Consider the following 12872-nt stretch of genomic DNA (forward strand, 5'->3'; position numbering starts at 1 on the left):
GAGCAGACGTCGGCAGGCCCCGCCCGGTTCCTCATACCTGCCAAAATAGTGCTAGAGGACTGGGACTTCGCGACGATCCCCATCTACGCGGTCTATCCGGCCAATCGGCACATTGCAGCAAAGGTTAAGACATTTGTCGGTTTTCTTGCTGAAAGGCTTGGCCCGCATCCGGATCTCTCACCTGACGGCGAGTGCGCAAGATCCATGCAATGAACCGTGCTGGCAGGATAATCGAAGGCAGTGCCTTTCGAGACGAGGTCCATCTCGCCGGGTCTCGTCCGCTATTCTGGTCCAACAGATGAACGTAGCCAAACGAGGCGCCAAAACTGCGGTGGCCGCTCTATCCAGGTGCCCGTATTGGTCCACCTGACCGTTGCGCTTGCTGCCGCCTGGATTGCCTTCTCGGTCCAGATCCGGATCGAGGAGGAACATCTCGGCCGCATGCACGGAGCCGCCTACGGTAGCTACCGCACCGTAGCGTCAAGCTGGTTCGACCTTTCCAAGGGCTCTCACCGGATCCTTCTCGGCTGATTGGAGCAGATGTCACCGCGCAATGATGAGATCGTGTAACGGCCCGATACCGCAATGCCAAGACCTGCCCGAGGGACAATCCCGAGATTACGGCTGAGGTTGAGAACAAAATTCGCCAGAAAGCCGGTCTGCTGATCGCAGACATGCAGGGCAATGATTATGTGAGCGCCTCCGAGGATACAGCCTGAGGAATCTCTTGGAGCAGAACCGCAAGCCCTGCCGCATCCCATGACGCTGCATCACCTCAGGAGTAAAAGGGCCGTCTATCAGGAGACGGCCGAATTGCTATCTTATTTCGTCGACGTGTGCTTAGGCTGCCTCAGCGACAGGGGCTGACCCAGCTTCGTCCATCGCTCGCATATAGACGTCGAGGAGAGTATCATGCTCGTCCCGCTCGTCCTGGTCCTGCTTGCGCAGCTTGATGATCTCCTTAAGGATCTTCACGTCAAAGCCCTCTCCCTTGGCCTCGGAGAAAACTTCCTTCTTTGCCTCGTTCAGGTCCTTGATCTCGTTTTCGATCTGCTCGATGCGCTCGACAAACGAGCGGATCCGATTGCCCGGCACTCCAACGACGTCGCTCATAGCTTCTCCATTGCCGTACGTAGACCGGCACTATCCGCTACGAGAGTAAGCGCCTCGTTAATCCAGAGCAACTCGCCGCACGTAACCGTCATCTAGGGATATTGGGAATAGGGATATCGTGAACATCCCACGGCCACGCATCCAGTGGTGAACTTTCCCGAAGCAGAACAACATTCGCCAACAGCGCCTCGATTGGCGCTTCCACTTCGGTGCTACGGTCAATGACTGGTGCTGGAACAATCCTGGCGTTGGGCGATAGTACACTGGTCTTACCAGTCCTACCTCATCTGTGTAGTCACGTGCGCCCCAAGAATGCCAAGGCCAGCGTCTGCTGGTATGCTCCCCTCCAGCTCCTCCGCACCAGCCGCCATGTGTGGTTGCAACTCTCTTCGGTCAGCATGCGGACCCTCGTCTGGTGGAAGGGATCACCCGGGATGACGGTAGTCAGAGGGGCACTGAAGGCATTACCTGCTTCAATCTCTACGACTACAGCAATCAAAAAACCCCTTTCTGGATCGATTATATCAGTGACACGGGCGACGGGTGGGACGCCACCTACACTGTCGCCTATCATGTCGCCCAGGCGGATTTGCTGGTATCCAAGGACGAGACGTCACGCGAAGAAGGCGGAGAGGGAATTCGTACCGAAAGCGGGAGCATCCTGGTTTTCGGGGGCGATGAAGTCTATCCGGCCGCAAGTTTGGAAGCCTACGAGACGCGCCTCGTGCTGCCCTACGTTGCGGGATGGGTGGAGATTGACACCCAACGGCCCATTACAGAAGCATTACTGTGCCAATAGATATCCTTCACGCGTAATCAGGCGATGGCCCGTGAAGAAAGCTGTTCGCTCAAGCTGTTCTGATGAGGTCCTTGGGTGCTTGCAATGAAAGCTGCGATTGCCTCACGAGGCATCGGCTTAGCAATAAAATAGCCTTGGGCCTGCGATGCGCCAGCTAAACGTAGAGCATTGAGCTGCTCTTCCGTTTCTACACCTTCGGCCGTCGTGCTCATCCTAAGATCATTAGCAAGTCCAATAGTTGCCTTGATAATCGCACGGCTGTCGGACGAATCCGTTATCCCACGCACGAACGACTGATCAATTTTAATTTTATCAAAAGCAAAGCTTCTGAGATAGCTCATCGATGCATAACCTGTACCGAAATCGTCCAGCGCAATCGAGACACCTAGAGTCTTGAGGCGTTCAAGCGTCGCGGTCGCCTCGCCGGTAAGCTTGACTGATTCTGTGATCTCCAGAACCAGCCGATGGGCTGGTAGGCCCGATAGAGCTAGGGCTTTCTTCACACTCGCTAAAACATCTCGGCGCTTGAATTGCATTGGTGAGAGATTGATCGCAACTTTCAACGGCAGATCCCAGGTCAAAGCCGTCGAGCAGGCTTCATCGAGGATCCAGTCGCCGATCGGACCGATAAGACCTGACTCTTCCGCGGTTGGAATGAATTCCAGAGGTGAGATCAACCCTTTCGTCGGGTGCCTCCATCGCACCAGCGCCTCACAGCCCCAGATCTGATTTGTCGGCAGATCAAGGATTGGCTGGTAGAACAACTCGAGCTCTCCGTTTTCCAGGGCGCTCCTCAGAGACGCCTCCAGTGCGCGACGCTCTGCCCGAGAATCCTTGACACTCGCATCATAGAGCCGATAGCTGCTGTCCGGGTCTGTCTTTGCCGCATAAAGGGCAGTGTCGGCAGCTCTCATGAGTTCGGGTGGGGTATTGCCATCGGAGGGAGCTATCGCAACGCCAATTGAAACTCCGACATCGACTTCCGTGGTAATGACGGTGCAAGGAACTTTCATGGCGGCCTGGGCAGCCATGACAAGATCTATGATCTGCTGCCGGTCTCTGACCGGTCTCTGAATGATAGCAAACTCGTCAGCACCGATCCGAGCGATGAAATCGCTCTTCCTAAGACGTTCGCGCAAACGCCGTGCCACAGTTTGAATGATCTCGTCTCCCGCTCCATGCCCATGGTTCTCATTGATGTCCTTGAACCGGTCGATATCGAGAAAATGTAAAGCAAAGGCTCCGCCGGATTGTTGAGAGCCGAGGAATGTCCGCTTCAGTTCCTCACTAAAGAGGTGCCTGTTGGGGAGCTTAGTCAGAATATCATGGCGGGATAAGTAGCTCTCGCTTGCAGCCCGGAGAATGCCGGTTCTGACTTGCTGCAAGCCCAGCACGCTGGCCGCGTCGATTGCGATATCCATGAGGTAGGCAATGAACCTAATCAGGCGAGCTTCGAAGTGCCTTCCGGGTACGAGATCTGCTACAGCTCTGCTGACCGCGATGCCACCGGGATAGTTTGCAAGAGGATGAAGAGCTATCACCCGCTCTCTCTTATCGATCCAGCTGATATCGCGGATGAGCGTTGGCGTGTTCTTTGCGATCACCCGTTGCAGAGGTGTGTTGGGATGCCAAATCTTCTGCCCAAGCACCCTCTCGGACTTGGGGCTGTGAGCAAGAATCATTCCGTCACGCCGGTAGAATGTGACCGCTAAGGTGCGCGTTATGGGCCGATCTTCGAGAACCCTTTCAATCTGGCTGACATCGATTGTGGATACGATAATGCCGAGGAAGTTCCCTTCAGTATCCTTGATTGTCCGGGCCAAGGAGAAAACTCTTTTACCGGTGGCCCGGATCTTCATCGGTTCGCCGAGGTATAAAACTAGCGACGGATCCGTCGAGAGAGCCTGATAGTAGGATGCGCCTGTGAGATAGATGGGATCGTTGATAGGGAACGGATTCGATGAGCCGACGATCCGCCCTCGTGCATTAACTAGGTCGATGCGGGTGACCTGAGGAAGGGAGCTGGATGCCCCAACCAGAATGGCTTTGGTAGCTTGCGAGGCGGCGAATCCCTCAAATTTGCCGGTTCGTAGGCAAGCTGATGGAATCCGGCTGACCACGTCGCGCAGAACGCTCTCGATGGATTGGAGGACATTCTCTGTCCGCTCTTGAAGGGCAAGGGCGCCGCTCGCGAGATCGTTCTCAGCTCTCGCGAGGTCGACGTTTCCACGCATAAAGGTGAGGGCAGCCCCTGCGACTGCGGCAGCCGCAGTCACAATGCTTACGAAGATGATCAAATAAAATGACAATGGACTTCAATTCGGTTCTGGCGGTGATCTCCGTCAAAGTTCACCGAAAATTGTCATTGTTTCGTTAATATTAACCGGATTTAAATCACTCGAAGCAGAATAGTTAAAGCACTTTACAATCCCCAGCCGCTTCGCCCCGGAGCGAGGCACTACAAGCTCGATCCCTATCCGGCAACCATCACGGCAAGTTGCATTTACGACTAGGCCACCTTCCGGTTGGCTTTTGGACAGATACGGACGAACTTTATCAGTTGGTTCCGGAGCCGCTCCGTGGATATCCGGATTGCGTCGTGCCCACGGGCATTGGAGTTCTCCGTGAGCAGAACGACGTCATCCGCATAGTTGTGGCGCAGGTCCTCCTCAAGCTTCCCCGCCATCCTGAGCCTCAGGTGATCCTCGAACACCTCCTCCGTTGAACGCGCTGTGAGTTCGGTGGGGAACGTCCCATTGTGGGGCCGTTCGGTCTCGCTCTTGAGGGGCCCTGCGCCCCGCGGGGGGACCGGGTTGCGTCCATTTACGGTTCCTTTCCTACGCTTTAGGCGTCGGCGGCAGGCCGCCCAGCGCGGCTGCGTACACTGCCTAACTACTCACGGTCGTCAGTGGAGCGCGGCGGTCACAGACGAGCAGCACGAGCGTGTGAGGAGGGCCCAGCGCAGTCCGGTGCCGGCCTCTAGATCGCCCTGCTGCCTGGGATCGCGCCTATCCTGCAGCCGGTCCGCCGGAGTTTCCTCGCAGGCGTGAAGCACGCTCCTGGAACCTCGGGGCGATCTGCCCTTCCGCCATGTCGTGAGCGGTGTGCCTGACCGCATGACCAATATTGGAGGCAGACGTGCGCGCGGCTCTCCCGAGACCGTCGCGAGGCATCTCGGGCGCACGCTCGTGCTCGACCCCGTCGGCGGGCTCCACGCCAACGCCGTGCGCATACACCATTCGGCCGCCCAGATAGCCGGAGTACGTCACAAGGGCGGCTCCGGCGAGACCGGCCAGAAGATAGCCAGCGCCCGGTCGTTTCCGGCGTACACGGATCCCGGCCAAAGCCATCGATAGTGCAAGCAGTCCAATGTTGAGCGTGCGATGGGTGACAAGAAGATCGTGCGAGACATCGCGGGTTTTGACGGCCTCCTGCGCGGCAAAGCCGGCAATGCCGGTGGCGGCGGCGCTGGCCGCCGCAATCGGCATCAGCTGGCGCCCCGTTTCCATCAGCGCTTTATTGTCGGTCAGCCGACCGACCAGATCGCATGCTACAGCCGTGGGCAGCAGAGCCACCGGGAAGTGGGCAATCGCAGGATGAACCTCCTGAACGCGCATCGGCATCGAAAACCTCCCTGTCAAAGAGATCGTTGCCTCCATAGGAGGGTGGCGATCCATGTCTCACCTATGTCGGTACCGCGGTCTTGTACGGAGAGGCCGATACCGGAGTTGCCGCCTCCGAACCGGACAAGTGCCGCACCTATCAGGAACTGCTCGCCCGAGATCTCAACTGGAGACTGCTCCAGTCGACAATTGTCGGGCTTGGGATAGGTTCCGCTTGGTACCGTGGGGAAGCCACCGTCCTTCTGACGACCGTGTCGTGGCGCGGGGAACGATACAAGGGCAGGGGTCAGATACAGGTGACGCCGAGCCGATCGAGATAGTCGATCCGGGTCGTAGAACCCCTGAAATCGCCAAAGCCGTCCCCGGTTAGATCTGCGAAACGGGTCACGTCGATGGTATAGATGATAGCGTCCCACGAAGGGCTGCTCGCATCTGCCGCCAACTGGAATAGTTGAGATAACAGCCACCGTAACAGGGGTACCAGTCTTCAAGAACCCGGACAAGCTGTCCCTCTCGGATGGGTGCTTAGACTCTTTTCCTACCGCTTGCCCGCCTATCAATTCTGGTCCCGGGACAACATGGATCAACACATATCAGGCGCAAGACTCAGTGCGCGAGGTACCGTTCCCGCAGGTGATCGCGGAAGACCTCTGCCGTCAGCGGCTGCCCGGTTGCGGCAGCCAGCAGCTGTTCGGTGGTGATCAGGCTCCCCTTTGCATGGACATTGGCGCGCGGCCAAGTCCGAAGCGGCGCGAAATCACCCATCGCCAAGCCCGGGAGGATGTCGGGATCCGCCTGGCAGGCTGCCCTGAAGAGTTGAGCCGCCGTCATGGCCCCGAGCGTATAGGTCGGGAAGTATCCCCACGCGCCGCCGGGCCAGTGGATGTCCTGCAGGCAGCCCAGGCTGTCATCGGGCACCGTGAGACCGAGAAGTCTCCTGACCTCCTCGTTGAAGGCGGATGGCAGGTCCTCGATCGGGAGGTCGCCGGCAATCAACGCCCTTTCCAGCGTGTAGCGAACCAGGATGTGGGCCGGATAGGTGATCTCGTCGGCATCCACGCGGATGAAGCCCGGCTCGACCCTGGTCAGGATCCGGTGAAGGTTCTCAGGGCTCCAGGCCGGCCCCTCTCCCTGGAAAGTCTCCCGTATGAGGGGAGCAAGATACGTGACGAACTCCTGGCTTCGGCAGGCCTGCATCTCGATGAGCAGCGATTGGCTCTCGTGCAGGCTCATCCCGCGCGCCAACCCGACCGGCTGGCGACGCCACGTTTCCGGGCGGCCCTGCTCATAGAGCGCATGCCCGGTCTCATGAAGCACGCCCATAAGCGCGCTCATGAAGTTTGCCTCGCTGTAACGGGTGGTGATCCGGACATCGCCCGTGGATCCGCCGCAGAACGGATGCAGGCTCACATCGAGCCGCCCCCGGTTGAAGTCGAAGCCGACGGCCTTCACCAACTGCTCGCCGATGCGTTTCTGATCTTCGACCGGGAAGGAGCCGTCGAGCGGCTGGATGGCGGGAAGACCCTTCTGGTGCTCCTGCGCCTCCTGGATCAGAGCAGGCAACTCTTCGCCGAGCTCGGCGAAAAGGGGATCGATGGCAGCCTGGCGGAGACCCGGGTCGTAGCCGTCGAGGAGAGCATCATAGGGGGACAGCCCCAACGCCTCGCCCTTGGCCTCGCCGATCTGCCGCTGGAAGGCGAGCACCTGCGACAGGTGCGGCAGGAGCAGGGCGAAGTCGCTGTTCTGCCGGGCTTCCCGCCACACCAGCTCCGCCCGGGAGACGGCCCTGGAGCTGGCCTCGACGAGATCGGCCGGAACGGCGGCGGCATGGAGATAGATTCGCCGCATTTCACGCAGGTTGGCACGCTGCCACTCGTCGAGATGGCCGCTGTCCTGATCCGCCTGGCCCAGGAGGTCGCGCGTGTCGGGTGCGGTGAGAAGCTCAGGGGCGATGCCCTTGAGCGTTGCGAGCTGATCGGAGCGATTGTCGGCGGCCCCCTCCGGCATCAGGGTCCCAGTGTCCCATTACAGGATGCCAATCGCGTCCTCGATTGAGCCGATGCGGGCAAAGCGTTCTTCAGCGTCTTGTCGGCTTGCATGTGGGCGTGAATTCCGTCCTCGGGGTTGATCTTGCGGGCGAGCGGGCGGGCAGAGCGACCCCGTTGCCGGCCCGGGTGAAAGCATCGGGGCCGCCGTTGAGTCTGTCTCGGGGGCGCAGTCCTGGCCTATTCCGGGTGCTTGTGGATCGGATCGACCCAGTAAACCTCCTCCGGCTGCTCGACCGGATCCACATCGGTGATGTTCACCACCACGGCCTCGTTGTCGCTGCGCACCAGGACGCATTCCAGGGGCTCGTCGGGACTGGCGTTGATCTCCTGATGGGGCACGAAGGGAGGTACATAGATGAAATCCCCAGGCCCGGCCTCTGCCACGAACTCCAACCGCTCGCCCCAGCGCATGCGAGCCTTGCCGCGTATCACATAGATGACGCTCTCGAGCTCGCCGTGGTGGTGCACCCCGGTCTTGGCATTCGGCTGGATCGTCACCCTGCCCGCCCAGATCTTCTGGGCCCCCACCCGGGCATGATTGATTGCGGCCTGGCGAAACATGCCCGGGGTCTGGGCCGTGTTAGGATCGAGGCGGTCGCCCTTGATCACCTGAACGCCGTGGTGCTTCCAGTGCTCGTGCGGATCGTGGCTGCTGTCATGGTCATGGTCGTGGTCTGTCATGGCGCTCTCTGAGACGTTTTGGCTTGTTGCCCTTGCAGCACGAGAAAGGAACCGAGGGGGAGGAAGCCCGTTTCAGGGCTCCGGCGCGGCGTTGTACTGCTCGTTGGGCCCTGGCGGGAGATGGTGACGCCGCCGAACACCACGGCGGTGGTGAGCCGGAGGTTACGGCCGAAAACCGGAAGCTGTCGGCGATCTGGCTGACGAGTTCGCGGGTCGGGTTCGCAGTTTCCCTAGACGAGTCTTGCCGCTACAGACGAGAGAGCGATTCACACGATCGGCTGATCCGGGATGTCGAACTGGCGAGACGAAAAGAACCAGAAGGCACGGGCTCGGCTCGAGAAACGTCTTTCGGCGCTGTTCCCGGCCTGTGTTCTGTCCCACGTGCACCGTCAGCCGCTCATCCCACCGACCCAACGCCGTGCCGTGGAGTCCTATTGGCGGCATCGCCCGCTTTTGGCTGATCGTTTGGCGCGGGCGCTAGCAGCCAAAAGCGGACAGCCAGCAGGATGGCACTGGCGTCTCGGGTCCGACAACGAGACGGGTCTGCCGCTCTCTTTCCGCACGCCGCCGGCGCCCTACCGGGAGTGCGCCTTCATGCGCGGGCCAGGGCATTGCTGCGTCTGCGGGCAGCCGGTTTTTAGGCTCGGCTGGCATTGCGACCTCTGGGGCGACGGCAAGCCAAATCGGAACGCCACTTGGCATGCTGCCTGCGTGGTGGCTTGGCAGCTCTGGATGGCGCCATCTGATCAGCTCAGGATCCTGAAGTTGCGCCAGAAGCGAAGATGCGCCACCAGCGGGCGCCGCCTGCTGAAGACCGCCGAGGTGGACCACCGCGTTCCGCTCTTCGCCGTGTGGTCGGAGCACCGCTCACGGCCATGGCCCGACCTGCTCGCCTTCTGGGGGGCACCTAATCTTCAAGTGATCAACAAGGCGGCGCATCTGGAGAAATGCGCCGAGGAGGCGGCCGAGCGGGCCAAATTCCGGGTCGCTGCCTTAGCCCTGAGAGAGAACGATGTAGAGGCACTATGACTCAAAGGGATCCAAGCATCTGCTTGCAGACCTTCGCCAAAGGTCCGCTTCTAGCACATGTCAGACCTTCTACATTGGTCTGCTTGCGGGCGGTATGCAGACGTTCAAAAAGGGGATAGCATTGTCTCGAAGTGACCCGATGCGGACCTTGCACATTGTGAGGAGGGCAGCAGTCCGGCGCCCCGTTGACCACGATGGATCAACCTTGATCAGCCGATCTCCCCAGCGTTGGGTTCAGTACAGCGCCATGTTGGTGCACAAAAAAATCACTCATATTTACCTGCGACGTAGGACTTCTTTAACAACAGTGCGAACATGGTTTCCTGGGGAATTGGGGGGAGTCATGCAGTCGTTACGGGCGAAGTTTGTCATTATTACTGGCCTCATGCTCGCCGTAGGGCTCGGAGCGGGCATAAGCGCCGTTTGGAGTAATGCTGCTCTCACGAGCAGCATCTCGCAAAACCTTATCCTCGCGCACGCAACCCGTAACCAGGGAAGTGCCGACATGATGCATGATGCCTTGCGGGGCGACGTCTATCGCGCCCTCCATGCGGCACGGATCGAGCCGATGCTGCGGCCTCACATCGAGGAGGATCTCAACGACCACATGGCTCAGCTTCGACGCGACATCGAATCGAACAAGAGTCTTGCTCTCAGTGCTGAAATTCGCAGCGCTCTTGCTGATGTCGAAGCTCCCCTAACGGCTTATGCGAAATCCGCCTCAAGCTTGGTTGAGATGGCATTTGAGAGCACGAGGGAAGCCGAGCAGGAGCTGCTTCCCGACTTTGTGCAGAAGTTCGATGCGCTCGAAGAGGCGATGGAGACCATCAGTGGCCGGATCGCAGAGGCGTCGGAGCAGGTCGAGCAGGAGGCTCGCGCCCTGGCTGCCGTGACCCGTTGGATGAACATGGCTGCCGCTGCGGTTTCGGTTCTAATGACCGTTGGGCTTTGCCTCTATTTGCTCCGTGGGATCCTGCGGCCCGTCAGCGCCATGACCAAGACAATGAGGGCTCTGGCTGACGGGAATATCGGCATTGACGTAGTCGGAGCAAAACGTCGTGATGAGATCGGCGAGATGGCTAAGGCTGTCGAAGTTTTCCGCGACAATGCTCAGGAGATGGAACATCTGCGAACCGAACAGGAGCGCACCCGCGTGCAGAGCGAAGACGACAAGCGTCGCATGATGGCAGAGCTTGCCCAGAGCTTCGAGGCGAAGGTCGGCGTTCTGGTTCAGCGCCTCTCGGTCGCAGCCAACGGGCTCGAAGAGACTGCCCAGTCTATGACGGCTGTAGCGGACAGGACCACCCAGCAGTCAGTGGGTGTTGCCTCCACGGCCCAGCAGACCTCGGCCAGCGTGCAGACCGTGGCCGCCGCCACCGAGGAACTCTCCATCTCCATTCGCGAGATCGCCTCTCAGGTCCACACCTCCTCACAGATCGCCGAGCGAGCCGTGAGCGACGCTCAGCGGACCAACCAGACCGTGCAGACGCTGGCTGCCTCGGCGGAGAAGATCGGCCATGTGGTTCAACTCATCAGCACCATTGCGAGCCAGACCAATCTGTTGGCGTTGAATGCTACCATTGAAGCGGCCCGCGCCGGTGAGGCTGGAAAGGGCTTTGCGGTCGTCGCCACCGAGGTGAAGGAATTAGCAAGCCAGACCTCCAAAGCCACGGACGAGATCTCATCGCAGATTGCCAGCGTGCAGCAGGCGACAACGGAAGCGGTTCAGGCCATTCAGGCGATTGCCAGCACCATTGGCGAGATGTCCCAGATCTCAGTGGCGATTGCCGCTGCCATGGAAGAGCAGGGAGCAGCCACCTCTGAGATCGCCCGCAACGTGCAGGAGGCGGCGCGGGGCACGGAGTTCGTCACCGGCAGCATCAGCGAGGTTCGCCAAGGGGCGGGCGAAACGGGCACGGCGGCCGCTCAGGTGCTCTCGTCAGCGCAGGAGCTGTCTCGTCATTCCGCCAGCCTTGGGCAGGAGGTGGAATACTTCCTGTCGGGCGTCAAAGCAGCGTGAGGTGAAGGATGCTTTCGCAGGACGGGATGAGCTAGCCTCACGCATGCTCGTGAGCCAACGTGCAGAGCAGTCCCGCGAAAGGGCCGCTCTTGCACATCTGCGAAGTAGACCGAATGTCCGCATTAGGCGGATACACCGGACATTCCTGAAAGGCAGGGAGATTCCCAGTTCGACCCGGCGCAGACATCCTTCATCCTGTCCCGGTACCCGAGGCGGCACTCACGTATATCGGGGCGGATCGTTTCGGATAACCCTTTCCACTCGGGGCGCGTGCCACCTGAAGCTCGTTGAGCGACACCAGCATCCGACAGCCCAATCCTTCAACGGCAAAATCGAGATGGGTCTCACCATCCAGATCGCGGGCAATCCCCTGTTGGAGCAGGCGCGAGCCGAAGCCCGTACGGGACGGCTGTCGCACAGCGGGGCCGCCAGTCTCCTTCCAGCTCAGGTGCAGATAGGTGCCGTCCCCATTCGTGCTCACCTGCCACGTACGCTAACCCGGCCTTCTGGCACGGAGAGACTGCCGTGCTTTGCAGCATTTGTCGTCAGCTCATGAGCTGCCATCCCGAGCGCGACCGCTACGCGGGGCGCCAGCGGCACGGGCAGCCCGTTGAGCATAACCCGACAGCCCGAACCGCAATCGTAGGACTCCAGCTCGGCCCACAGCACGTCACGCAGGGAAACCGTCTCCCAGGCAGCCTCGGTGAGCAGGTTGTGGGTTGTGGATTGGCGGGGCCCGTGACCCCTCATCGGCTCGCACGGCTGGCCCTCCTTCCGGCGGGCAAAGTCGCTGCCCCCCTGTCGCTTCTCGGACGCTGCCCGGGGTCATGCTACGCGCCTACAGGGGGGCACGCACTGCGCCGGTTCACAGCCCTGGCGTCGTCGGGTGGTCACATCAGAGGCGGCTCCGCTCCCTCTGATAGGCGCGCTCGCGCTCGGACCAAGTGCTCTTGATGTATTCCAGGGTGGCCTCGATCTCCCGGTCCGACAGCGCACCGCCGAACGCCGGCATGGCGCTCCGATGGTTCGGCACGACCGCGGCCATGCCGAACTTGGTGATCCGGAACAGCTCCTCGTCCGAATGGTGCCAGGTGTGGCCGCTCGCATCGTGCGGAGGTGCCGGCATCAGCCCGTCCGGCTTGGGGCTCTGCCAGTCGGGCTCGCCCTGAAGACCGGCGCCGTGGCAGGAGGCGCAGTAGGCACCATAAAGTTGCTGGCCCAGGGCGATCTGGGCTGAGCGCTCCCGTTCCGAGTATATCGTCCACGCCAGCACGGTAGCCCCGAGAAGAAGGGCCGCTGCGCCGGCGAGAACAATGATGCGTCGAGAGAGATGCATCGGATCAGCGGCGCAGGTATTTCACCAGCGCCGCAATCCCGAGGATGAGCAGGATGGCGATGAGGAGCCAGACAAGGCCCATGCCCGCCATCGTCCACTCCATGCCGTCCATCATGCCCATCATCAGGCTCTCCTTCAGGACTTCGGCGCGCCGAAGCTGTTCCAGGTCCGGCCCTGATCCGTGCTGGTCAGCACCCGGCCCTTGCCGGTCGAGGCAAACAGC

At 60.4% G+C, this 12872-nt stretch carries 12 protein-coding genes and 2 pseudogenes; 5 read left to right on the forward strand and 9 right to left on the reverse strand.

Translation table 11 applies throughout. From position 1 onward, the window contains the following. A pseudogene (locus LG661_RS22705) lies at positions 1-213 on the forward strand (hypothetical protein); the annotation flags it as partial. Between the two features lie 144 nt (positions 214-357). After that, a complete protein-coding gene (locus LG661_RS22710; protein ID WP_230534274.1) occupies positions 358-531 on the forward strand; it encodes a hypothetical protein in 174 nt (57 codons plus the stop codon). Between the two features lie 309 nt (positions 532-840). Here the strand turns inward: LG661_RS22710 and LG661_RS22715 are convergent, their stop codons facing one another. Next, positions 841-1113 carry a DUF2312 domain-containing protein gene (locus LG661_RS22715; RefSeq protein WP_230534275.1) on the reverse strand — a complete coding sequence of 91 codons (273 nt, stop codon included), beginning with the start codon at positions 1111-1113 and terminating at the stop codon, positions 841-843. A gap of 415 nt (positions 1114-1528) precedes the next feature. Here LG661_RS22715 and LG661_RS22720 point away from each other — a divergent pair, with 415 nt between their 5' ends. Next, positions 1529-1912 carry a hypothetical protein gene (locus LG661_RS22720; RefSeq protein ID WP_230534276.1) on the forward strand — a complete coding sequence of 128 codons (384 nt, stop codon included), beginning with the start codon at positions 1529-1531 and terminating at the stop codon, positions 1910-1912. 17 nt (positions 1913-1929) lie between these two features. Here LG661_RS22720 and LG661_RS22725 read toward each other — a convergent pair whose 3' ends face one another. The 6 genes and pseudogenes from LG661_RS22725 to LG661_RS22745 all read right to left on the reverse strand — a co-directional run bounded on the left by LG661_RS22725 (position 1930) and on the right by LG661_RS22745 (position 8264). Further along, positions 1930-4209: a bifunctional diguanylate cyclase/phosphodiesterase gene (locus LG661_RS22725; RefSeq protein WP_230534277.1), complete on the reverse strand. Its 2280-nt coding sequence runs from the start codon at positions 4207-4209 to the stop codon at positions 1930-1932. A 212-nt stretch (positions 4210-4421) separates the two neighbouring features. After that, on the reverse strand, positions 4422-4625 hold the full coding sequence (locus LG661_RS22730) for a hypothetical protein (protein ID WP_230534278.1): 204 nt from the start codon (positions 4623-4625) through the stop codon (positions 4422-4424). 295 nt (positions 4626-4920) lie between these two features. Further along, positions 4921-5535 carry a DUF2231 domain-containing protein gene (locus tag LG661_RS22735; RefSeq protein ID WP_230534279.1) on the reverse strand — a complete coding sequence of 205 codons (615 nt, stop codon included), beginning with the start codon at positions 5533-5535 and terminating at the stop codon, positions 4921-4923. Positions 5536-5821: 286 nt separating this feature from the next. Continuing rightward, entirely contained in the window at positions 5822-5923 is a 102-nt protein-coding gene (locus tag LG661_RS25715; RefSeq protein WP_456085522.1) for an alpha-amylase family glycosyl hydrolase, read from the reverse strand. Positions 5924-6141: 218 nt separating this feature from the next. Next, positions 6142-7596: pseudogene (locus tag LG661_RS22740) on the reverse strand (carboxypeptidase M32). A 164-nt stretch (positions 7597-7760) separates the two neighbouring features. Beyond that, a complete protein-coding gene (locus LG661_RS22745) occupies positions 7761-8264 on the reverse strand; it encodes a cupin domain-containing protein (RefSeq protein ID WP_230534280.1) in 504 nt (167 codons plus the stop codon). A 288-nt stretch (positions 8265-8552) separates the two neighbouring features. On the opposite strand from LG661_RS22745, the gene LG661_RS22750 reads away from it, so the two are divergent. Together LG661_RS22750 and LG661_RS22755 are read left to right on the forward strand one after the other, a co-directional pair. After that, positions 8553-9293 (forward strand): hypothetical protein, encoded by a 741-nt coding sequence (locus tag LG661_RS22750; RefSeq protein ID WP_230534281.1) that lies wholly within the window; start codon positions 8553-8555, stop codon positions 9291-9293. 94 nt (positions 9294-9387) lie between these two features. Beyond that, positions 9388-11313, forward strand: a complete 1926-nt coding sequence (locus LG661_RS22755) for a methyl-accepting chemotaxis protein (protein WP_230534282.1) — start codon at positions 9388-9390, stop codon at positions 11311-11313. Between the two features lie 895 nt (positions 11314-12208). Here LG661_RS22755 and LG661_RS22760 read toward each other — a convergent pair. Together LG661_RS22760 and LG661_RS22765 are read right to left on the reverse strand one after the other, a co-directional pair. Continuing rightward, positions 12209-12649 carry a c-type cytochrome gene (locus LG661_RS22760; RefSeq protein WP_230534283.1) on the reverse strand — a complete coding sequence of 147 codons (441 nt, stop codon included), beginning with the start codon at positions 12647-12649 and terminating at the stop codon, positions 12209-12211. A 4-nt stretch (positions 12650-12653) separates the two neighbouring features. Beyond that, positions 12654-12872 (reverse strand): hypothetical protein (locus tag LG661_RS22765; RefSeq protein WP_230534284.1); only part of this gene is annotated, 219 nt, incomplete at its 5' end.

Origin of the sequence: Microvirga roseola, from assembly GCF_020866965.1 — a bacterium.
Classification (GTDB): Bacteria; Pseudomonadota; Alphaproteobacteria; order Rhizobiales; family Beijerinckiaceae; genus Microvirga; species Microvirga roseola.

Excerpts from the sequence above, each read along its gene's own strand:
- LG661_RS22715 (WP_230534275.1), bottom strand. The coding sequence starts at position 1,113 with ATGAGCGACGTCGTTGGAGTGCCGGGCAATCGGATCCGCTCGTTTGTC.
- LG661_RS22735 (WP_230534279.1), bottom strand. The coding sequence starts at position 5,535 with ATGCCGATGCGCGTTCAGGAGGTTCATCCTGCGATTGCCCACTTCCCG.
- LG661_RS22745 (WP_230534280.1), bottom strand. The coding sequence starts at position 8,264 with ATGACAGACCACGACCATGACCATGACAGCAGCCACGATCCGCACGAG.
- LG661_RS22750 (WP_230534281.1), top strand. The coding sequence starts at position 8,553 with ATGTCGAACTGGCGAGACGAAAAGAACCAGAAGGCACGGGCTCGGCTC.
- LG661_RS22755 (WP_230534282.1), top strand. The coding sequence starts at position 9,388 with ATGCAGACGTTCAAAAAGGGGATAGCATTGTCTCGAAGTGACCCGATG.
- LG661_RS22760 (WP_230534283.1), bottom strand. The coding sequence starts at position 12,649 with ATGCATCTCTCTCGACGCATCATTGTTCTCGCCGGCGCAGCGGCCCTT.